Origin of the sequence: Pseudomonas sp. SK (assembly GCF_012975065.1) — a bacterium.
In the GTDB taxonomy this organism is placed as follows: domain Bacteria; phylum Pseudomonadota; class Gammaproteobacteria; order Pseudomonadales; family Pseudomonadaceae; genus Aquipseudomonas; species Aquipseudomonas anuradhapurensis.
Genome location: NZ_CP051857.1, coordinates 1,707,785 through 1,726,561, shown reverse-complemented (window position 1 = coordinate 1,726,561; position 18,777 = coordinate 1,707,785). Strand labels below are relative to the sequence as shown.

Genomic DNA, 18,777 nt, shown 5'->3' with positions numbered 1-18,777 from the left:
CCCATGCCATTCATCAGCGTCCGCATCACTCGTGATGGTGTTACCCGAGCGCAAAAGGCTCAGGTAATAAAAGAAATTACTGAAACTATGGAGCGCGTGCTTCATAAAGACCCTAAGTTGACCCACATCGTGATCGAAGAAGTCGACACTGATAACTGGGGCTACTCCGGCATTACGACTACCGAGTACAGAAAGCAATTGTCGGAGTCAAAGCCATGAAGCACACGGTAAAAATCGACTTCGTTTCTGATGTCGTCTGCCCCTGGTGCGCACTGGGCTCGACTGCCTTGGACCAAGCCATCGCCAACGTAGCCGACGAAATCGACGTCAGGTTGACGTTTAAACCGTTTGAGCTCAATCCCGATATGCCTGCCGAAGGTGAGGACGCCATCCAGCACATGATTCGCAAGTACGGAAGAACTGCGGAGCAAGTGGCGGCACGTAATCAGATGATTGTTGAAAGAGGACGGGAGCTCGGCTTTGAGTTCAATCTCCAAAGGCGAACTCACTTTTTCAATACCCATGATGCACATCGCCTGCTGTTCTGGGCAGCGAACGAAGGGCTCCAAAGCGAGCTTCACCGAGCGCTAATTGAGGCTTACTTCGTGAACGGGCAAAACCCTAGCAGTCACCAGACGTTGGTGGCGTTGGCTCAGAAAGTCGGTTTAAACGCCCAGCAAGCGCAGGTAGTACTTGAAAGCGGGCAATTCACCGATGAAGTCCGAGCGCTCGAAAATTTTTACTTGGACCGCGGCATCAATTCTGTACCCGCAATGGTACTGAACAATCGGCAAGTCGTCGCAGGCTCACAGTCTGTTGAGTATTACGAGCAAGTGTTAAGGCAGGCGGCACAAGCCGCTTCGTCTAACTGAAAACTTAATCCATCGTAGAGGAAATATCATGAGCAATTCTCAAAAAGTCATCATCGTAACTGGTGCATCTCAAGGCATTGGTGCAGGTGTAGTGGAAGGGTTCCGAGCCCTCGGCCACAAAGTGGTAGCGACCTCGCGCTCCATTCAACCATCGACCGATCCAGATATCCTGACTGTTGCCGGTGATATTGCGGATCCGGCCACAGCGGAACGAGTTGTGCGCGAAGCCGTGGCCCGCTTCGGGCGCATCGATACGCTCGTCAACAACGCCGGGATTTTCGTCGCCAAACCATTCACCAGCTACACCAAAGAAGACTATGCGCAGGTCGTTGCGACCAATATGAGCGGCTTCTTCTACATCTCCCAGCTCGCCATCGCAGAAATGGAGAAGAATGGTAGCGGGCATGTGGTCAGCGTCACCACCAGCCTGGTTGACCACGCAATCGACGGCGTTCCGTCGGTAATGGCATCCCTCACCAAAGGTGGCATCAACGCTGCCACCAAATCGATCGCGATTGAGTATGCCAAGCGAGGCATCCGCGCTAACGCCGTATCGCCTGGCATCATCAAGACCCCAATGCATGGCGCCGAAACTCACGATGCCCTGGGCAAGCTGCACCCCGTCGGCCACATGGGCGAGATCAACGACATCGTTCAAGCGATTCTCTACTTGGACAGCGCTTCGTTCGTCACCGGCGAGATCCTGCACGTCGACGGCGGTCAGAGCGCAGGTCATTGATTGACAGAATGCTCATCACCGGCACATTCCGGTGATGAGCAGTTTCCTGTGAAGGCTGGTTTCTCAGAAATCGAATGCACTGCGATAGGCATAAACGCCTGGTCCGCCGCCTGTAAACAGGAACAGTAGGTTAGCCCCCTCGACGAAGCCTCCTGCAGCAATATCATGAAGCATGCCGGCAAAGGCTTTTGCAGAGTAAACCGGATCAAGCAGGATGCCTTCGGATTGAGCTAGGGAAGCAATTGCCTCAAGAGCCTCAGCCGTCGGAATTCCATAACCCTCCCCCCGGTGATTCCCATCTACATCGATCTGATTGGGCGCGATCTCTGAGGCCCCGACCAATGCCAGCGCGTCGTTAGCGAGCTTCAGGGTTTGCTGCACCGCCTGCTCTTGCTCTCCCAACACTGAATAGGATCGAATAATCGTCGGGGATCGTCCACGCGTGACGAAACCTGCGGCTAGACCCGCGTGAGTACCCGAGCTGCCGTTAGGCAGAAGAACCTTCTCGAAGCGGATGTCGTTATCCCGTTCATACTGCATTATCTCATCACCGCATCTGGCGTAACCCAGCGCGCCAAGAGGTGACGATCCCCCCATAGGGATCAGGTAGGGTTTCTTGCCCTCTTCGATCAGCAGCTGGATTCTTTTAGCTGCGAACTCGGCTGCCTTTTTTCCTTGCGGGAGTACATGGAGCTTGGCGCCATAGATCTTATCAAGCAGAACGTTGCCGTTGTTTTCGTACTCTACATCATGCCGCGGCACTACCCGGCCGAGGACCAGTTCGCAGTCCAAGCCGAGTCGCGCAGCTGCAGCGGCAGTAAGTCGTGCATGGTTAGATTGGAGTCCGCCAGTCGTGACGATTGTGTCGAATCCCTGTGCGATCGCTTCACCTAACAGGAACTCAAGCTTACGAAGCTTGTTGCCACCCCCGGCGAATGCCATGTGATCGTCACGCTTGATGTACAGATTGACTCGCTTGATACCCAGTCGCAGTTCAAGCTTTTTTAGCCGCTGAATCGGGGTTGCCGCCTCGATGAGCGTCACTCTATCGAAAGCGTCCAGTACATCCTTTTGAGCATCCCTCATTGGCATGTGCTCCGGTTGGTATTTCACATTGACAGCGACCCAGCCCCCAACGCAGAGGGCTGGCCTCTTTGAAAGCAGTGAGTGTGCTTGGGCTATGGATTAAATGCTGGTGTCAACAACGAGGCGCCCGCGAATCCTTCCAGCCAATAGGTCATCTGCAACAGGGATTACTTCTGAAAGTGGTACTTCGCTTGTTAACTGCTCCAGAATCGACAGATCAAGCTCCGCGTTTAGCCGAGCCCATGCCTCGACTCGCTCGGCATATGGACGTGTGACGCTGTTGATCCCCAAGAGGCTCACCCCCCGCAGAATGAAGGGCGCTACGGTAGCCGGGAACTCCATGCCCTGTGCCAGGCCACACGCGGCAACCCAGCCGTCGGCTTTGGTCTGAGCACATACGTTCGCAAGGGTATGACTTCCTATCGAGTCAATCGCCGCTGTCCAGCGCTCTTTGCCCAATGGCTTACCCGGTGAAGATAACGTGTTTCGATCAATCACTTCCGTCGCGCCCAGCCGGACCAAGTGATCTGCCTCATCTAACCGGCCGGTCGAGGCAATGACCTCATATCCTCGGGCGGCCAGCAGCGCTACGGCAATGCTGCCGACGCCACCATTCGCCCCGGTTACCAAAACAGGCCCTGCATCAGGCCTTAGCCCGGCGCGTTCCAGGGCGATTAGACTAAGCATGGATGTGTAACCTGCGGTGCCTATCGCCATGGCGTTACGGGGTGTCATCCCCTGCGGCAAAGGAATCAGCCAATCTGCGCTTACCCGGGCCTTCTGGGATAGTCCGCCCCAATGACTTTCCCCAACACCCCAGCCGTTGAGTAAAACAGCGTCGCCTTCGCGATAGCGGCTGTCTTCGCTGCGCTCCACTACCCCTACCAAATCGATCCCAGGAATCATGGGAAAGTGCCGGGCGATCGGACTGCGGCTTGTGATGCAAAGGGCATCTTTGTAGTTCAGCGTACTGTGAGACACCGCAACGGTGACACTGCCGGCTGGCAATTGGTCATCTGATAGCTCTCTGTAATGGGCCTGCTTAGCGCCTTCCTGGTTCTCCACAACGACAGCATTGAACATAGCGACTCCTTTTAGACCGGTTGTCTAGTAATCGACGATAAAAACTCACCGGGCAATGCCGGCGAGAAATCCCCTGACGAAGATCGATAGTGGGTGACCACTTTCGCGGAGACGTGCGCGCGTAATTGCGCCCTCCCAGCCAATCCAGAAAAAAGCTGCCAGTTGCTGACACTCCACAGACTGGGCTATCGATTGGTTGGCCTGCGCTTCCTGGAGGCATTGGCTGAGTAGTGCCTCCCAAACTCGAAAAATCTTCTCTATCTGATCGCGAAAATCATCGGGCAGCAAAGTCACTTCCTGGCCGAGATTGCCTACTAGGCAGCCGCGACGCCAGTTGTACTTTTCCATGCCGATGAGCGACTCCTGCAGCAGATCTTCGATGCGCGCCAACGGTTCTCGATGGGGGTTGAGCAGGATCCGGCGCAGGCGGCGCTCAAAGAAATTTCCGTATTCAGCGAGGACCTCACGCCCGAAGGCATCCTTGCTGTCGAAATAGTGATAGAAGGAGCCTTTCGGTACGGAGACCCGTTTGAGAACCTGTTCAATACCAGTAGTGTTGAATCCTTGCTCGGTCAGCAGCTCCACGCCGCAGCGGATCAATGCACGCCGAGTATCGGGATCGCTACGCGAGATTTTTGGAGGGCGCCCGCGCCTGGGGGCTTTCATTGGAATGTCCATCCAAGGATAATTGGACCGAGTAGTCTAAATGTCAAGCAGCGTTCTCCGGTCGGCGCAACCGTCTACTGCAGTCCGACACCAAGCCTTCTACCAGCCCCTGTACGGATAAATCCTATGAAGCGGCATTTTGACGATCTGCAGTTGGGAAGTATTGAGCTGTTTTGCCTGTCCGCAGAAGCGGGCAGCTTTACTGCCGCAGCTCAGCTCGCTGGCGTTACTCCGGCCGCAGTGAGCAGGTCGATCCTTCGCCTGGAAAAAAGGCTTGGCTCTCGGCTGTTTGCAAGGACTACCCGAAGCATCCGATTGACCGATGCGGGAAAGGATTTTTTCGAGCAGTGCAGCCAGGCGCTCACGCAACTGGTGGAGGCCCAGCAGGCAGTTATGGGCGCTCAAGCAACACCTTCAGGCCGCCTTCGTATCAGCCTGCCTACGACCTATGGGCACCACCGAATCCTGCCGTTGCTGCCAAAATTTCGAGAGCTTTATCCTGAGGTAACCGTTGATATCCACCTCGGTAATCGAAATATCGACTTCGTTGCAGAAGGGTACGATCTGGCGATTCGAGTACGAGCTCAGCCTGACTCCACGATGATTGCGAGGTTGCTGGAGGATGCCAAGTTGGTTGTCGTAGCGTCTCCGGCCTACCTGGAGAAAGTCGGGACACCGCATACCTTGCAGGACCTGGACCTGCATGAATGCATTCAATTTGAGCTTCCGAGTAGCGGGCGGCGTATCTCTTGGCTGTTTCAAGAGGACGGTCGAGAGCGTGAGGTATTCACTGCTGGAAGCTATTCCTGTTCCGACGACGTGCTGGGCGGAGTGACACTTGCCAGGAACGGTGCCGGATTATTCCAAACCTACAAATTCATCGTGGAACAAGAGCTCGCTGATGGGCGACTCGTCGAAGTCTTGAAACCGTTTAGTGGGCGATCGAGGCCGTACACGTTGTTGTACCCTCAAGGTCGTCACATCCCGCAGAGGGTGCGCGCTTTTGTGGACTTCCTGGTTCAGTATCGCGAAAAGTGGGCTTCGCTCTAGCACGAAAGTTGGTCCCCCGTTCCGTGTTCGAGTAGGGGCGAACGAAACACGACGCAGGATCCCCACCCAGTTTTGAGAGCTTGATGGGGAGCCAAGCGGATTGGATGTCTCGATTCTTGGGTGAGTGTTGCGCCCGCCTGGGAGTTGAATGCCAGCTTACGGCATGGCTGGAAGCCTAAGCAAACCAGCAAAAGATGCGCTGTCGAGTCGTCTTTTAATCGCTCAGAGGCGAACCTCGCCCATCGTCGAGCTCGATTCACGGGGTGCAAGCGCATTGATAACTGTGGCCGCTAAAGACAGCAGAATGCCAACCGCGGCAAGGCCGATCCAGCCGGCCTCGTGCACGCCATAATTCCCCAATGCGGCGCCGATCGCTCCCCCCAGAAAATACGACCCCATGAATACGGTATTTAGCCGACTTCTGGCCTCGGTCCTCAGGGTGAATACGCGTGCCTGGTTGGCAACCAGCCCAGCACGATTGCCCAGGTCCAGCAGCACCATGCCGAGGATCAGCCAGCCAAGATGTTGCCCGCCCGCTGCAATGCTGGCGAAGCCCAGGGCGAGGGTTATTGCGCCGGCTAGAACCATGATATGTCTGCCCAGGCGATCGGTCAGCGTGCCGATATAAGGTGACGCGACGATGCCCAACAACGCGACCAGGCCAAACAGACCAATGGTAGCGGAGTCGAGTCCGTATGGAGGTTGTGCCAATAGCGCGGCAAGCGAGGCCCACAGCGCACTGAATGCAGCGAACATCAGCAGGCCGCTCGCCGCGCAGTAACGCAGCACGCTTTCCTGTTTGACCAGGCTGCCTAACGAACCCAGGAGCCGCCCGTAGCTTATCGTCTGCAGACTCGCGGTGGCGGGCAGGCGCTTGGCAACGATGAACAGCAGTAGGACATCGCTGAGCGAGGCCAGCACGAAGACGACTCTCCACCCCGCATGTGCACCGGCGAAGCCCCCGAGCATGCGGGCCAGTAACAGGCCTGCCGAGAGGCCGCTGAGCAGGCTCCCTACGATTCGACCTCGCTCAGCCGGAGTGGCCAACCCCGACAGACAGGGAATGATGAGCTGCGCAGTAATCGCCGTCACCCCGACCAGAAGGCTGCTTATGCACAGCATCATGAAAGTCGGTGATACCGCGCAAAGAAGTAAGGCAACGGCATTTCCCGCGATGGCCAGCAGCGCGAGTTGGCGTGGTTGTCGGCAATCGGCGAGTGGCACGATAAACAGCAGGCCTAGCGCATAGCCAAGCTGCGTCAGCGTGGCGACCAGGCCGGCCTGTGTCGGCGCCATGCCAAACGACGCTGCCATCTGCGGCAGAAGCGGCTGGTGGTAGTAGATGGTCGAGACCGCCAGCGCGCAGCACATGGCCATGAGTGTGGCAAGGCGGCTGGAAACCCCCATTGGCGATGCGCAAGAGGCAGACATGCGTTGCCTCCTCACTGCTGTTGCAAAGTCTGTACGAGCCCGCGGGTGTCGACGATGCTGTGCGCAAACGTCGGCCCGTTCAGTTCGTGTGCCGCGTGCATCATTTCCTTGCTGAAGGCGGCAGTCGCATCGCGGACCAGCGTGACGTGATAACCCAACTCCATGGCGAAGCGTGCGGTCGATTCGATGCAGGTGTTCGCCAGCAGGCCGACGACGATCACGTGTGTGATGCCTCGTTGCTTCAGCTGGAAATCGAGGTCGGTATTGGCGAACCCGCTTTGTCCCCAGTGCTCCTGGATGATGATGTCGCCCTCCTGTGGCACGAAGTCGGGATGCCATTCGCCGCCCCAGGAGCCCTTGGCAAAGGTGTGACGTTCCTGGATCAGGCGTTGGGTGGGATTGGGGTGATCCCAGCGGGTGTAGTCGCCGGGCTGCCAGCGCCGATGAGGCACGTAATACACCTGAATTGCTTGCGCCCGCACGGCGGCAACGGTCCTGCGCAGGTTGTCGAGCAGTTGAACCTCGTCCGCGACGGTTCTGAGCATGGGATAAAGCTTGCCGCCATCGGACAGGAAGTCATTGTAGGGGTCGACTAGCAACAGAGCGGTCCGCTCCGAGGCATACATAGGATGGGTCATGATGGTGCTCCAGGTGAGAGAGGCGCTCTGGGACGTTTGCTATACCGACAAATGCCGCGTTGCGACAGCGCAAGCCGCATAGGCCTCATACTAACTATGAAAATCATAGTGTCAACAGGTATGAGGCTTTGAGCGTTAATCCATGCGACATGGTTAATCACGCTGGGTTACTATGAAAACAATAGTTTCGGAGAAAGCAGCGTGATGTCGAGGCTGGACGTGACAAGCGATACGGTGTGCCCGGTGGCACGCTCGATGGATTTAGTGGGCGACAAATGGACCATTTTGGTCCTGCGTGAGCTCTACATGGGCGCGACACGCTTCGAGGAAATGCAGATCCAGACCACCGCTACGCCTCAGATGCTGACTTCGCGGCTCAAAGCGCTTGAGGCGAATGGCCTGGTCGAACGCCGGGCCTACAGCGAGAAGCCGCTGCGCTACGAATATCATCTGACCGACAAGGGCTGGGACTTCTATCCTGTGATTTACGCGCTGCGCGCCTGGGGCGAGAAGTGGTGCAAGAACCCGGATGAGGGGTTGGCCGTGCATTTCGTGCACCGCGCCTGCGGCCATGATGTGGGTGTGGCCAGCGTTTGTCCTCTCTGCGGCGACGCTGTGGAGCGCAAGGACTTGGAAGCGCTGATCAGCGATCGTTTCCTTCACGAACGCGAGTCTCGTCGTGATGCCTTCAAGCGGAAGTAGCTGAGGCTAAGAGGTTTTCCTGTACTGACATGTTTGAATTGGAAGTGAACGCTATGAAGGGAAGCAATTAGCCGGGGTCTCGCTCAGCGCCTGAAGACTAAGCGTCCTGAGCCTGAATGGTACCGGCAGGTTCCCTCTCTTCTTTCAATAGGATGATCAAAGCTGATGCGAGGCCGGCAAGCATGATGGAGACGTACCACAAGGTAACGTACTCACCCGTGTGATCGAATATCCACCCTCCGAAAAATGCGCCGGATGCACCGCCGATCGCGTGCCCGGCAGAGAGTAAACCAAGCGATAGCCCTAAATTCCGTAGACCCAATCGGCTACCCAGTAGGCTCGCAGTGACCGGAACCGTGGAGTAGTCAAAAATGCCGAACAAGACGGCGAATGCCAGCAGCAGTTCATAACTGTCACCAATAACCAGCAAAAGCCCGAAGCAGAGGGCCCTGGCCACGTATATGGTGAAAAGAAGGAGTGGGCGATTTACTCTGTCTGTAAGCCAGCCGGCCAATATCATCCCGCCGAGGTTTACCGCTGACAGCACTCCGTATGCCGTTGCGCTGGGGACAGGTGCGAAACCACACATCGCTGCGTAGGGTAGTAAGTGGGTCTCGATGACCCCACTGGTGGTGAAACCGCAAATCAAGTAGCTCCAGAAGAGTACCTGGAAGCCTTTATCCTTCAGCATACTGCTGACTTTGATTTTTCCAGCGCTGCCTGCTTCGGGGGATGACTTCCCAGCATGCCCTCTCGATGGTTTGAGTGAAAACCATACGGCAGGGATCAGGATGACTGCGCTTGCCCCCAATAGCCAGAAGCTGTTTTGCCACGCTCCTGCCGAAAAAAGCATGGCAAAAATGGGCAATAGGACAAGCTGCCCTCCGCTTGAGCCGGAAACACCTAGCCCGGTGGCCAACCCTCTTCGAGTTGTAAATCGCGTTGCGATAGCAGTGGCGACGACATGCTGCGCTAGCACGCCGAAACCTATCCCACCCAGCAGACTGAATCCAACCAGTAACTTCCACTCTTGAGATTCGACCGAGATCGAAGCCACCAGGAACATCCCAGCCGCTAGGAATGCCAAGCCGCATGACATGATGGATCTAGATCCATAACGATCGACTAGGCCACCAGCAAAAGGCGCAATTACCGCCATCACGATCATGGAGCAAGCCGCAGCGCTCGAAACGACAGATCTGCTCCAGCCCAGCTCGCTTTGCCAAACAGGTATCGCGATGGACATGACAGCCCTGGCCGAGAACGAAAGGGCTAAGGCGAGGAAACCTAGGCCAACTACCATCCATGCCGTCAGAGGAATGGTTCTGTCTGGGCGGTGCATGGGCGTCTCCGAATATTGCCTCATGAATGCCTATGCGGGCACTCATGAAGTGCTAGGCCCAGGCGGGCTCAGTCAATATCAGGCCGAGCTTGAGCAGTCCATTGGACTACCGATGGCCGTTTCCACTGATTTTTCGCATAGGCGGCCAGCTTCGGTGGTACATCGTCACCGTTCATGACCATCCGATTCAGAAGAAGAGCCAGGTCAACATCGACGATGCTCCAGTCCCCAAAGAGATTGGCCTCTGGATTTTCTATCAGCGGATCGATCGCTTCGAACAGCCGATGCGCGGCCTGTTGCGCGTCTTCGGATAGCGGATTGTTGGTTGGTCGGTAGAAGATCACAGCAGTGGAGCGCTCTTCACGAATGGGCATGAAATCACTGCGTATCCATGCCTGAAGTTGCCTAGCACGTGCTTTAGCACGGGGCGCACGAGGATATAGAGGCCCGTCGGGGTAAACGTAATCCAGATACTCGGTAATGGCTGAGGATTCAGTTAACGCAAAACCGTCATCAATGATCATGGGCACCCGGCGCGTGATCGATAGCTTGGCGTACTCAGCGCTGTGCTGCTCACCAGCGTCGATGTCGATGTTAATGATGTCAAAATCCAGACCTTTTTCCACCAAGGCAACAAATACCGACATGGAGTAGGGACTAGCGAACAAATGGTCTACGTACAACTGAATCTTGGATGACATACCCGCTCCTCGTTCAATGCTCACAGTTGATTTCAGCCGCTAGCAACTTGATCAAAGCTGCTGCTGGCATTTCCCTAGCAAGCGGAGCCCCCTGCCCCGCCCATTGCACCGCGAAATCAAAATTACTTTGCGCGTTTGCTGCGGCATTCAGAGCTTTATTGGCATCGTAGGTGACGGGATATGCCGGGATAGAGGCGTGCTCCGAAGGTAGATCCGTGAAGTTCCGATTGACCATGCCCCGGGCAGGTCGCCCAGAAATCACACTGGTAACCTGGGTGTGATAGGCGCGATGGCTTTTCATTGCTTCCCGGTACACAGCGTTTGCGGATGTCTCAGGGCAGAGGATAAAGGCTGTGCCGAGCTGAGCACCGCAGGCGCCGAGCGCCATTGCAGCTTTGATCCCTGCCCCATCCATAATTCCGCCAGCCGCTACCACTGGTAACTTGCATCGCGACGTCAGCAACCGAACCAATGCCATGACTCCGATCGCATCATCGTTCGCCGGCTCGAAGACTCCTCTGTGGCCCCCGGCCTCGATACCTTGGGCTATGAGCAAATGCACGCCAGCGCGCTCAGCCAATTGCGCCTCTTCGAGGTTTGTGACTGAGCACATAGTCACGATACCGGCTGCATTGAGCGCATTGATCATCGACTGGGGAGGAAGGCCGAAATGGAAGCTGACTACGTCAGGCCGCTCTTCCAGGAGCATTTGCAGCATCGGTACATCTTCAACGAAGGAGCTGTAGATCTCTCTCAGCGAACTTGGCGGCACAGCCTCATACTCAGCAAAAAGTGGTGCAAGACGGCGAAGCCAGCCTTGCTCCAAATCCTCATTGCGCTCAGCAGGGCGATGACAAAAAACGTTCACGTTGAACGGTTTGTCCGTAAGCCTAAAGGTCTCGCGGATCATTTCCCGTGCTTGGTCTACCGAACTGGCTCCAATGCCGATTGACCCTAGGCCGCCTGCGTTGGAAACCGCTGCGGCAAGTTTGGGCGTTGAGACCCCGACCATGGGGGCCTGGATGACGGGGATTTCGATCTCAAGAAGCGACTGCAGCGGGTTTGGCATCGCGTTTACCTCTGTTATCTCGTCAGGCCCTACCATGAGCTTGACTTACTATCTCTCATGGAGAATATTTCTTGTAATACGTTCTCTGCAAGAGATTTGAGGTGATTGATGGATCTGGCGGTATTGGAAATTTTTCGTGCGGTAGCGGAAGCGCAAAGTGTGACGCGAGCGGCCGCGGCCCTGAATCGCGTACAGTCGAACGTCACGACCAGGATTCGGCAGCTTGAGGACGAACTGGGTGTTGAGCTTTTCCTGCGTGATGGAAAACGCATGAAACTGTCCGAGCGGGGCCGGGAGTTCCTTGTCTACACTCAGCAGATTCTTGCGCTCACAGAACAAGCGAAGCAGTCCATGCATCCCGATCGCCCGGCTGGCCTACTGCGCCTGGGGACAATGGAAAGTACTGCTGCCAGTCGCCTGCCACAGAAACTGGCTTGCTTTCATCGCGAGCATCCAAAGGTGGAGTTGACCGTTACAACCGGACCGACAGGACGAATGCTTGATGCTGTGTTGGAGCGGCGTGTGGATTGTGCGTTGGTCGCACAACCCTCTTCCCTTAAGGATGGGCGTTGGGAAGCAGAGCCGTTCCCGCCTGAAATTGAGAGCCTCCCAGTCTTCACCGAAGAACTCGTATTGGTGTTGCCTGAAGGTCATCCGGTAGTGAATGGACCCGATGATGTGTCGCTGACGACCCTAGGCGGTTTCGCCTCCAGCTGTTCTTATCGCCAAATCGCCGAGCAGTGGTTCAACAGCGGGAAGGGACATCCTTTCCGAGCTTTGAAGGTCCAGGAACTTGGGTCGTATCACGGAATACTGGCGTGTGTGACGGCCGGGTCGTGCTTTGGCATCGTGCCGCGTTCTGTACTAGAACTGATTGGCGGCACGACGAACCTGACGCTGCATCCGATCATGCAGATTGATACCCAGCTGGTTTGGCGTGCTGGCTACAACACCCCGGCCTTCAAATCGTTGCGAGACCTGCTGCTGAGCTGATTTATCCCGCTTGGCCTTGGCGGCGTTTTCGGAATTCCGCCACTTTATGACGGTTGCCGCACAAGGCCATGCTGCACCAGCGTCGCTTATGAGATTTGGTTCGGTCATAGAACATGAGTGAACAGTCCGGGCTCTCGCATTTCCTGACAAGACTGAAATCACCTTCTGCCAGCAGCTCAGCTGCTGAGTACGCCAACCTGGCGAGCTGGCGGCTGGCTTCATCTTTGTGATGAAAACGGTCCAGCTCTGGTTGGTGAGCATCCCATGTCAGCTGCGGTACCGCATCACGCAAGAAACTGTTGAGCACCGAAGGATCTGCGTCGCGCTCTTGGCGCCGTGCATGAACAAGCACTTCAACCGCATCCCGCAGGGTGCGGAGGTTCGATAGGAGCACTCCACCTTTCGCCGACGGTAAAGATGCCGGACCAAAACCAGCTTGAGCGAGCCATGTAAAAGCTTGCTCATCACTGTTCAAAAGGTCCGTCTTTCGTCCGTCCACCATCATCACAGTATTGAGAAGGTCGAGCACCGGGTGGTCTGCCAGCACGTAGGGCGCCGGAAGGTTCGCTGCAGGATTAGGGGGGGTCATATGGCCTCCTTTGGGTGTCGACAGTGATTGTAACCGATAAAAAAGATTTGACTAGTTACAAAAGCTGTGCAAAATGAAGCCACGTAACCGCTAAAACCAACCAGACCAGTTACAGGAGCTAAAGCAATGACCCAGTCCAAGCACACCAATGTCGCTTTCAAATTCGCCGAAGCTGATGGCGTCCGTGTCTTCTATCGAGAGGCTGGTGCTCCTGACGCTCCTGTCCTTCTTCTTTTGCACGGCTTCCCGAGCTCATCGCACCAGTTCCGTGATCTGATCCCTCTGCTGGCATCCCGTTATCGGATCATTGCTCCCGATCTGCCTGGCTTCGGCTTCACCGAAGTCCCAGCCGAGCGGGAGTACGTATACACCTTCGATGCGATCGGTAAGACGATCGGCGATTTTGTCGAGAAGCTGGGCCTCAAGCGCTACGCGATGTACTTCTTCGACTACGGTGCGCCGACTGGTTTGCGCTTGGCTCTCGCACATCCGGAACGTGTCAGTGCGATCATTTCCCAGAACGGCAATGCTTACCTGGAAGGTCTTGGAGAGGCTTGGGCACCGATCCGTAAGTACTGGGAAGATGGCCTGCCGGAAAGCCGCCAAGTTATCAACGATGCAATTCTGCATCTGGAGGGGACCCGCTGGCAGTATGTTGAGGGGGTAAGTGATCCTAGCCAGATTGCCCCTGAGTCTTACTACCTCGATGCACTTCTGCTTGAGCGGCCGGGCAACAAAGAGATTCAACTCGACTTGTTCTATGACTATCAGAACAACCTGAAGCTGTATCCTGAATTCCAGCAGTTCTTCCGAACCACGAAGGTGCCGACCCTGGCGATCTGGGGCAAGGGGGACCCTTTCTTCATCCCACCAGGAGCCGAAGCCTTCAAGCGGGACAACCCGAATGCCGTCGTCGAGCTGCTGGATACCGGGCATTTCGCACTGGAGACGCACGTCCAGTACATCGCTGACCGGATCGTCGAAGTGCTGGGCGACTCGATCAACTGATTGATCCCTAAAACGCCACGAACCTTGTTCGTGGCGTTTTCATTTCTGAATAAAGCTATCGCCCATGGACATCATCAATTTTCCCTTTTTTGCCGCCGCTGTCATCGCACTCCATGCCACCCCAGGGCCCGACACAGCCTATGTTGTCGGACGCACCCTTGCCCATGGTAGGGGGGCTGGCCTCATCTCGGCGTTAGGTATCACGGCGGGTTGTCTGTTTCACACGCTTGCTAGCACTTTAGGATTCAGTGCACTGATCGCGGCGGTTCCAGCCGCATTTGATGCAGTGCGTATTCTCGGTGCCTTGTACCTCGCTTATCAGGGCGTCAGGCTGATACTCAGCAAGCCGTCGGTTTCAGCGGAGGGCGGTGGGTTACACGCTTCGCTTCCATATCGCAGGTTGTTCACACAGGCCTTCCTCACAAACGTCCTGAATCCGAAAGTGATCCTGTTCTACCTCGCTTTCTTTCCTCAATTTGTCGATCCTGAGGGTGTTAATAAGCCCGCGGCCTATCTAGTGCTTGGAATTTATTTCGCTGTCACTGCAGGTATCTGGGCGAGTGGAGTTGTGTGGTTTGCTGGGGCCTTGGGACGGAAACTGAAGACAAGCCAGGCTAAGGCACTGCTGCTCAATCGCGCTATAGGTGCTTTGTTCGTTGGGCTGGGAGCTAAGTTACTGGCCTCATCGTAGTGGCCAAGGCTTCGCCTCAGCCAATCCAAAAATGAAGGGGGCCGCAATGCGGCCCCCTTCATTTAGCTTGGCCAGCAGGACTGGCGAATGATGCTGCAGAAGTTACCAGGCTGGAAGCCAGGCTCTTTGTCGGCGATCACATCTGCTTTGACGTTGCCAAATGTCGTTTGCGGCTTGTGGCGGATGCCGTTGTAGAACGTCTGGATAATCGCTTCTTTGAACTGATCGCCACGAGGATGTGCAAGAACGACGGCGTCCCGGTCGTCAGCACTGAGTCCTTCATGGTGCAACCCGAGAACATCGGTTTCTACACCAGCAGTGACCAATGCAATGAGCGGGTGCATATGTTCCGGAATGCCTGGAGTGGTGTGAAGTGCAATTGCAGTCCACACGCGCTCTATGTCGCGCTCGTTGACGCCGTGACCCTCCAGGAAATCACGCGCAGCATTCGCTCCATCGACCTCGAAACGGCAACAATCGCTGCTGTGCTGGTGGGTAAGGCCCATGTCATGGAACATGCAGCCAGCGTAGAGAAGCTCGTCGTCGTACTTCAGGCCCAGACGCTTACCGGCGAGCGATGCGAAATAAAAGACCCGGCTCGAATGATGGAAAAGGAGGGGCGAAGCGGTGTCCCGAACCAGCTCGGTGATTTGTCGGGCCATCGAACTGTCAGGCACGTGAATGCCAGCAATAGCGTTAGTCATCTTGAGATCCTAGAGGGTGAGTGAGGACTCCAGTCTGAGTGCCACACTAAATGGCATCAATTGACTTGTTACGTCATATTCTGCCATTGTCAGCCGGTATCGGACCTGGACACCCTGCCTTCGCTTTTAGGAGCCGTTATGCGCCGTCAAATAACTCTCGCCATCCTGGGCATGCCAGGGGTTCAGCTTCTCGACGCTTGCGGTCCGTTGGACGTCTTCGCGGAGGCCAACCGGCAAGCGGGGTATGAAGCCTATCGGTTGCTTCTGCTCGCTTGTGAACCTGGGCCGCTGGTGAGCTCATCGGGCACCCGGTTGATTCCAGATGCCTGGATCGGAGAGGAGATCGATGCAATTGATACCTTGCTGATAGCCGGAACCCCTCAAGCCGCCGATCAGTACCTTCGATCAGGGATTCTGGATTGGCTCCGCCAGCGTGCTCCGTTGAGCAGGCGCTTCGGTTCGGTATGCACTGGGGCATTTGCGCTCGCAGCTGCTGGACTACTTGATGGCCGCCGGGTCACTACCCACTGGGCTGTGGCGCAGCCGCTCTCTGAGAGATACCCCCAAGTCACCGTGGAGGCGGATGCCATCCAGGTTCATGATGGAAACTTGAGGACAGCTGCGGGTGTAACGGCTGGGCTGGATCTTGCGCTTACGCTGGTTCAGGAAGATTTGGGCGATGAGATTGCGAAGGATGTAGCAGGTCACCTGGTCATGTATTTCAAACGGACCGGTGGGCAGATGCAGTTCAGTCGTCAAGGATCTACCTCACCCACAGGGCGCTCTGCTCTACAGGCATTGCAGCGGTATGTCGCTGCCAATCCGGCTTTGGATCATGGGGTTGCGAAACTGGCAGAACGTATGGGCGTAAGCCCAAGGCATTTCGCCCGGATCTTTCAAAATGATGTGGGCATGACGCCGGCAGCGTGGGTGGAACAGACGAGGGTGAATGCTGCTCGCGAACGGCTGGAGGCTGGAAATGATGCGCCTAAGCAAGTAGCTGCCATGTGTGGATTTGCTAACGCAGACACATTGCGCCGAGCTTTTGTACGTCATATGGGCGTTACCCCTGCGGAATACCGCAAACGCTATGCGCGACATTGTTGAGAACAGAGTGCTGTTTAATAAAAGGCTCAAGGTCAGTTGCTGCGAAAGGAATACTGGCAAGGCCTACGATGTTGAATGGAAGTCTGTTCACTGCTGAGCGTCCGCTATGGGTCGAAAGCTGCCGTACGTGACAGGCCGCTATCGACCCATTGCAGACAGAGAATCTTCAGCAATCTTTGTGGGAGCGGGCGCGCCCGCGAAGAATCCAACGCGGAGCCTGGCACCGGCAGCGCCGGTGTTCGCGGGCACGCCCGCTCCCACAGAGTGCACGTCGCGCTGACGAAACCGATTATGTTCCATCTGCAATGGGTCGATAGCGGCCCCTGGCTACCAATCGCTTTCGACCTGAAGCAGACGCAAAGCCCGATCACAATCCCCTGCCCTAATCGTGCAACAAGAATTGCAACACTGATGAATAGGCCACACCCTGTGCCTGATGGCCAGTTCATTCTTACTGTGCAGTGAAGAAGCCAAGCATCGGCGCCAGCACACTCGGTGTCTGCGCACCGAATACCACCGTACCGTTGATGCGCAAAGACGGAACCACGCGTCCCGCCCACGCCGCAGCCGTGGCTTCGCTGGCCTGCAGTTCCTCACCGAACGTGTCGCCGTGCATGAATTGAACGACTTCGCCCAGAGGTACTTGTTCTCGCTCCAGCAGCTGTTCCAGAACCGCCGGATCAGCAATGTCCTGGCCATGGCAATACAAGGCCTCGAACGCACTTTGCACAAAGTGATGAGCGGGTTTCCCGCTACGCTGCAGCCACAGTACAGCGGCAAGCGCGGGACGCGTGTCGGGCAAGCGGACGATCTGGCTGAACACCGGTTCAATGCCGAGCTGGCGCATCTGCGCAGCCACCAGGGATTGCTGGATCAGCGCCTCGGTGCCGAAGCGACGCTCGAGAAAGTCGTGGTAGGCCATGCCAGCAGCGGCACGGCTCAATGGCGAGCGGCACGGCTGAAAGGTGACGCTCAGTGGTTGGCCGGCCTGGCTCATCGCGAGCGCAAGGCGGCGCAGCGCTACCCAGCTCCAAGGGTCGAGAAAGTCGAATGCCAGGAGCGGGGGAATGTGCATGGTCCAGGCCCTGAGTAAGGTAGTTCAGCCCAGAGTACGGCGTCAGCTGCACAGGCAGAAGCCACACAGCACGCAATAGAGCGTTGCGCAATGTCGCTAGGCAATACTGACCAACTCTTTCATGAAATGCGCAAAGGCCCTGATACGCGTCGAGGCGCGATTGATCGGCAGGTAGACGATATTGATCGAGGCGTTGACTGACATCGGGTTCACTTCGTATTCAGGCAGCAAGCGGGTGAGCCGGCCCTGTTGCACATCCTCGGCAACCAGCCAGTCGGCCAGCAGCGCAATGCCCTGCCCGGCGACCGCTGCCTGCCTGAGAATGTCGGCATTGTTGCTCTGCATCCGGCCCTGCACCGCGACGGGCACCGTCTCGTCAGCCACCTCGAACAGCCAGTCGCGCATTGGCCCGCCGTAATCGAAGCGCATGCAGGAGTGCTGGGTGAGTTCGCTCGGTTGCGTCGGCGCACCGTGCCGCTCCAGGTAGGCCGGGCTGGCCACCAGCCAGCGCTGGAAATGACCGATGGTGGTGCAGATCACGTCTTCGCTGGAGACGGTCGACCCCAGGCGCACGGTCAGGTCGATACGGTCCTTGTAAAGGTCCACCCGCTCGTCGCTGAGGTTGAGGCTGACCTCCAGCTCCGGATGGCTCGCCAGAAACCGCGCCAGGTGGGGAGAGATCAAGCGTCGGCCGAACTCCACCGGCACGCTGACCCGCAGCTTGCCTTTCGCTTCGCTGCCCCTGTCGGTGACCATGCCATCGGCTGCAGCGAGCGCATCGAGAATGCCCACCGCGTTGTCGAAATAGGCTTGGCCCAGGTCGGTCAGGCGGTTCTGGCGTGTGCTGCGGGTAATGAGCGTGGTGCCCAGCTCCGCCTCCAGTGCTGCCACCTGGCGCGCCACGGACGATGTTGCCACGCCAAGCTTGCGGGCTGCGGCGGAGTAGCCACCGCAACGTACCGTCTCTACGAACATGCTCAAGGCGAGAAACTTATCCATTGACCGACCCTGTCGAAGATATCCATGAGGGAAGCTGGTGGCATCACCAGTCGAGGTTGCATCAGCCTGCAGCATAGCCACCTGCCCGGCCGCAAGATTGAACAGGCGTGCTATCGAACACGCGCTGCCAGCCTTGCGTAATGAGCAAAGCTGCCTTGCGCGAGCGACCCATACCCGCACCAGCCGTGCTCCTTTAGGCTCGCCCTGAACTGATCGGCATCCGGCAATACCG

General features: G+C 56.7%; 21 protein-coding genes. 9 read left to right on the top strand and 12 right to left on the bottom strand.

Going from position 1 to position 18,777, the window contains the following annotated elements:
* The first annotated feature begins 3 nt into the window (after positions 1-3).
* The 3 genes from HG549_RS07960 to HG549_RS07950 are packed head-to-tail and all read left to right on the top strand — an operon-like array spanning position 4 to position 1,611.
* Complete coding sequence (locus tag HG549_RS07960) at positions 4-219, top strand: 4-oxalocrotonate tautomerase family protein (RefSeq protein WP_170028989.1); 216 nt, start codon at positions 4-6, stop codon at positions 217-219.
* Positions 216-872: a DsbA family oxidoreductase gene (locus tag HG549_RS07955; RefSeq protein ID WP_170028988.1), complete on the top strand. Its 657-nt coding sequence runs from the start codon at positions 216-218 to the stop codon at positions 870-872. Before HG549_RS07960 ends, HG549_RS07955 begins: the two co-directional genes overlap by 4 nt.
* A gap of 28 nt (positions 873-900) precedes the next feature.
* Positions 901-1,611, top strand: coding sequence for an SDR family NAD(P)-dependent oxidoreductase (locus tag HG549_RS07950; RefSeq protein ID WP_003291493.1), 711 nt, complete (start codon positions 901-903; stop codon positions 1,609-1,611).
* Between the two features lie 63 nt (positions 1,612-1,674).
* On the opposite strand, the gene HG549_RS07945 is transcribed toward HG549_RS07950, so the two are convergent.
* From HG549_RS07945 to HG549_RS07935, 3 genes are all read right to left on the bottom strand, one after another.
* On the bottom strand, positions 1,675-2,697 hold the full coding sequence (locus HG549_RS07945; protein WP_170028987.1) for a D-cysteine desulfhydrase family protein: 1,023 nt from the start codon (positions 2,695-2,697) through the stop codon (positions 1,675-1,677).
* A 99-nt stretch (positions 2,698-2,796) separates the two neighbouring features.
* Positions 2,797-3,780 carry an MDR family oxidoreductase gene (locus HG549_RS07940; RefSeq protein ID WP_170028986.1) on the bottom strand — a complete coding sequence of 328 codons (984 nt, stop codon included), beginning with the start codon at positions 3,778-3,780 and terminating at the stop codon, positions 2,797-2,799.
* Between the two features lie 45 nt (positions 3,781-3,825).
* Positions 3,826-4,446: a TetR/AcrR family transcriptional regulator gene (locus HG549_RS07935; RefSeq protein WP_170028985.1), complete on the bottom strand. Its 621-nt coding sequence runs from the start codon at positions 4,444-4,446 to the stop codon at positions 3,826-3,828.
* Positions 4,447-4,572: 126 nt separating this feature from the next.
* Here HG549_RS07935 and HG549_RS07930 point away from each other — a divergent pair, with 126 nt between their 5' ends.
* Positions 4,573-5,496 (top strand): LysR family transcriptional regulator, encoded by a 924-nt coding sequence (locus HG549_RS07930; RefSeq protein ID WP_170028984.1) that lies wholly within the window; start codon positions 4,573-4,575, stop codon positions 5,494-5,496.
* Positions 5,497-5,718: 222 nt separating this feature from the next.
* Here HG549_RS07930 and HG549_RS07925 read toward each other — a convergent pair whose 3' ends face one another.
* Complete coding sequence (locus HG549_RS07925) at positions 5,719-6,927, bottom strand: MFS transporter (RefSeq protein WP_256666083.1); 1,209 nt, start codon at positions 6,925-6,927, stop codon at positions 5,719-5,721.
* A gap of 11 nt (positions 6,928-6,938) precedes the next feature.
* The gene (locus HG549_RS07920) at positions 6,939-7,565 is read right to left on the bottom strand and encodes an isochorismatase family cysteine hydrolase (RefSeq protein WP_170028983.1); all 627 of its coding nucleotides are present in this window, start codon (positions 7,563-7,565) and stop codon (positions 6,939-6,941) included.
* A 204-nt stretch (positions 7,566-7,769) separates the two neighbouring features.
* Here HG549_RS07920 and HG549_RS07915 point away from each other — a divergent pair, with 204 nt between their 5' ends.
* Positions 7,770-8,267, top strand: a complete 498-nt coding sequence (locus HG549_RS07915) for a helix-turn-helix domain-containing protein (protein ID WP_170028982.1) — start codon at positions 7,770-7,772, stop codon at positions 8,265-8,267.
* A gap of 97 nt (positions 8,268-8,364) precedes the next feature.
* Here the strand turns inward: HG549_RS07915 and HG549_RS07910 are convergent, their stop codons facing one another.
* The 3 genes from HG549_RS07910 to HG549_RS07900 all read right to left on the bottom strand — a co-directional run bounded on the left by HG549_RS07910 (position 8,365) and on the right by HG549_RS07900 (position 11,379).
* Positions 8,365-9,609: an MFS transporter gene (locus HG549_RS07910; RefSeq protein WP_170028981.1), complete on the bottom strand. Its 1,245-nt coding sequence runs from the start codon at positions 9,607-9,609 to the stop codon at positions 8,365-8,367.
* Positions 9,610-9,677: 68 nt separating this feature from the next.
* Positions 9,678-10,310, bottom strand: coding sequence for a glutathione transferase (yfcF, locus tag HG549_RS07905; RefSeq protein ID WP_170028980.1), 633 nt, complete (start codon positions 10,308-10,310; stop codon positions 9,678-9,680).
* Between the two features lie 13 nt (positions 10,311-10,323).
* Positions 10,324-11,379: a nitronate monooxygenase family protein gene (locus HG549_RS07900; RefSeq protein WP_170028979.1), complete on the bottom strand. Its 1,056-nt coding sequence runs from the start codon at positions 11,377-11,379 to the stop codon at positions 10,324-10,326.
* Between the two features lie 108 nt (positions 11,380-11,487).
* Here HG549_RS07900 and HG549_RS07895 point away from each other — a divergent pair, with 108 nt between their 5' ends.
* A complete protein-coding gene (locus tag HG549_RS07895; protein ID WP_170028978.1) occupies positions 11,488-12,372 on the top strand; it encodes a LysR family transcriptional regulator in 885 nt (294 codons plus the stop codon).
* A gap of 1 nt (position 12,373) precedes the next feature.
* Here HG549_RS07895 and HG549_RS07890 read toward each other — a convergent pair whose 3' ends face one another.
* Positions 12,374-12,961 (bottom strand): ABATE domain-containing protein, encoded by a 588-nt coding sequence (locus tag HG549_RS07890; protein WP_170028977.1) that lies wholly within the window; start codon positions 12,959-12,961, stop codon positions 12,374-12,376.
* 126 nt (positions 12,962-13,087) lie between these two features.
* Here HG549_RS07890 and HG549_RS07885 point away from each other — a divergent pair, with 126 nt between their 5' ends.
* Both HG549_RS07885 and HG549_RS07880 read left to right on the top strand, forming a co-directional pair.
* A complete protein-coding gene (locus HG549_RS07885; protein WP_003290584.1) occupies positions 13,088-13,969 on the top strand; it encodes an alpha/beta fold hydrolase in 882 nt (293 codons plus the stop codon).
* A gap of 64 nt (positions 13,970-14,033) precedes the next feature.
* Positions 14,034-14,660, top strand: a complete 627-nt coding sequence (locus tag HG549_RS07880) for a LysE family translocator (RefSeq protein ID WP_170028976.1) — start codon at positions 14,034-14,036, stop codon at positions 14,658-14,660.
* Positions 14,661-14,722: 62 nt separating this feature from the next.
* Here HG549_RS07880 and HG549_RS07875 read toward each other — a convergent pair whose 3' ends face one another.
* Positions 14,723-15,364 carry an HD domain-containing protein gene (locus HG549_RS07875; RefSeq protein ID WP_170028975.1) on the bottom strand — a complete coding sequence of 214 codons (642 nt, stop codon included), beginning with the start codon at positions 15,362-15,364 and terminating at the stop codon, positions 14,723-14,725.
* A gap of 138 nt (positions 15,365-15,502) precedes the next feature.
* On the opposite strand from HG549_RS07875, the gene HG549_RS07870 reads away from it, so the two are divergent.
* A complete protein-coding gene (locus HG549_RS07870) occupies positions 15,503-16,471 on the top strand; it encodes a GlxA family transcriptional regulator (protein WP_170028974.1) in 969 nt (322 codons plus the stop codon).
* Positions 16,472-16,922: 451 nt separating this feature from the next.
* On the opposite strand, the gene HG549_RS07865 is transcribed toward HG549_RS07870, so the two are convergent.
* Positions 16,923-17,546, bottom strand: coding sequence for a DsbA family protein (locus HG549_RS07865; RefSeq protein WP_170028973.1), 624 nt, complete (start codon positions 17,544-17,546; stop codon positions 16,923-16,925).
* A gap of 96 nt (positions 17,547-17,642) precedes the next feature.
* Positions 17,643-18,545, bottom strand: coding sequence for a LysR family transcriptional regulator (locus tag HG549_RS07860; protein WP_170028972.1), 903 nt, complete (start codon positions 18,543-18,545; stop codon positions 17,643-17,645).
* Positions 18,546-18,777 lie beyond the last annotated feature (232 nt).

Bases quoted from the DNA above. Each gene is read 5' to 3' on its own strand.
- HG549_RS07960 (WP_170028989.1), top strand. From the start codon at position 4: ATGCCATTCATCAGCGTCCGCATCACTCGTGATGGTGTTACCCGAGCG.
- HG549_RS07955 (WP_170028988.1), top strand. From the start codon at position 216: ATGAAGCACACGGTAAAAATCGACTTCGTTTCTGATGTCGTCTGCCCC.
- HG549_RS07950 (WP_003291493.1), top strand. From the start codon at position 901: ATGAGCAATTCTCAAAAAGTCATCATCGTAACTGGTGCATCTCAAGGC.
- HG549_RS07945 (WP_170028987.1), bottom strand. From the start codon at position 2,697: ATGAGGGATGCTCAAAAGGATGTACTGGACGCTTTCGATAGAGTGACG.
- HG549_RS07940 (WP_170028986.1), bottom strand. From the start codon at position 3,780: ATGTTCAATGCTGTCGTTGTGGAGAACCAGGAAGGCGCTAAGCAGGCC.
- HG549_RS07935 (WP_170028985.1), bottom strand. From the start codon at position 4,446: ATGAAAGCCCCCAGGCGCGGGCGCCCTCCAAAAATCTCGCGTAGCGAT.
- HG549_RS07930 (WP_170028984.1), top strand. From the start codon at position 4,573: ATGAAGCGGCATTTTGACGATCTGCAGTTGGGAAGTATTGAGCTGTTT.
- HG549_RS07925 (WP_256666083.1), bottom strand. From the start codon at position 6,927: ATGTCTGCCTCTTGCGCATCGCCAATGGGGGTTTCCAGCCGCCTTGCC.
- HG549_RS07920 (WP_170028983.1), bottom strand. From the start codon at position 7,565: ATGACCCATCCTATGTATGCCTCGGAGCGGACCGCTCTGTTGCTAGTC.
- HG549_RS07915 (WP_170028982.1), top strand. From the start codon at position 7,770: ATGTCGAGGCTGGACGTGACAAGCGATACGGTGTGCCCGGTGGCACGC.
- HG549_RS07910 (WP_170028981.1), bottom strand. From the start codon at position 9,609: ATGCACCGCCCAGACAGAACCATTCCTCTGACGGCATGGATGGTAGTT.
- yfcF (WP_170028980.1), bottom strand. From the start codon at position 10,310: ATGTCATCCAAGATTCAGTTGTACGTAGACCATTTGTTCGCTAGTCCC.
- HG549_RS07900 (WP_170028979.1), bottom strand. From the start codon at position 11,379: ATGCCAAACCCGCTGCAGTCGCTTCTTGAGATCGAAATCCCCGTCATC.
- HG549_RS07895 (WP_170028978.1), top strand. From the start codon at position 11,488: ATGGATCTGGCGGTATTGGAAATTTTTCGTGCGGTAGCGGAAGCGCAA.
- HG549_RS07890 (WP_170028977.1), bottom strand. From the start codon at position 12,961: ATGACCCCCCCTAATCCTGCAGCGAACCTTCCGGCGCCCTACGTGCTG.
- HG549_RS07885 (WP_003290584.1), top strand. From the start codon at position 13,088: ATGACCCAGTCCAAGCACACCAATGTCGCTTTCAAATTCGCCGAAGCT.
- HG549_RS07880 (WP_170028976.1), top strand. From the start codon at position 14,034: ATGGACATCATCAATTTTCCCTTTTTTGCCGCCGCTGTCATCGCACTC.
- HG549_RS07875 (WP_170028975.1), bottom strand. From the start codon at position 15,364: ATGACTAACGCTATTGCTGGCATTCACGTGCCTGACAGTTCGATGGCC.
- HG549_RS07870 (WP_170028974.1), top strand. From the start codon at position 15,503: ATGCGCCGTCAAATAACTCTCGCCATCCTGGGCATGCCAGGGGTTCAG.
- HG549_RS07865 (WP_170028973.1), bottom strand. From the start codon at position 17,546: ATGCACATTCCCCCGCTCCTGGCATTCGACTTTCTCGACCCTTGGAGC.
- HG549_RS07860 (WP_170028972.1), bottom strand. From the start codon at position 18,545: ATGGATAAGTTTCTCGCCTTGAGCATGTTCGTAGAGACGGTACGTTGC.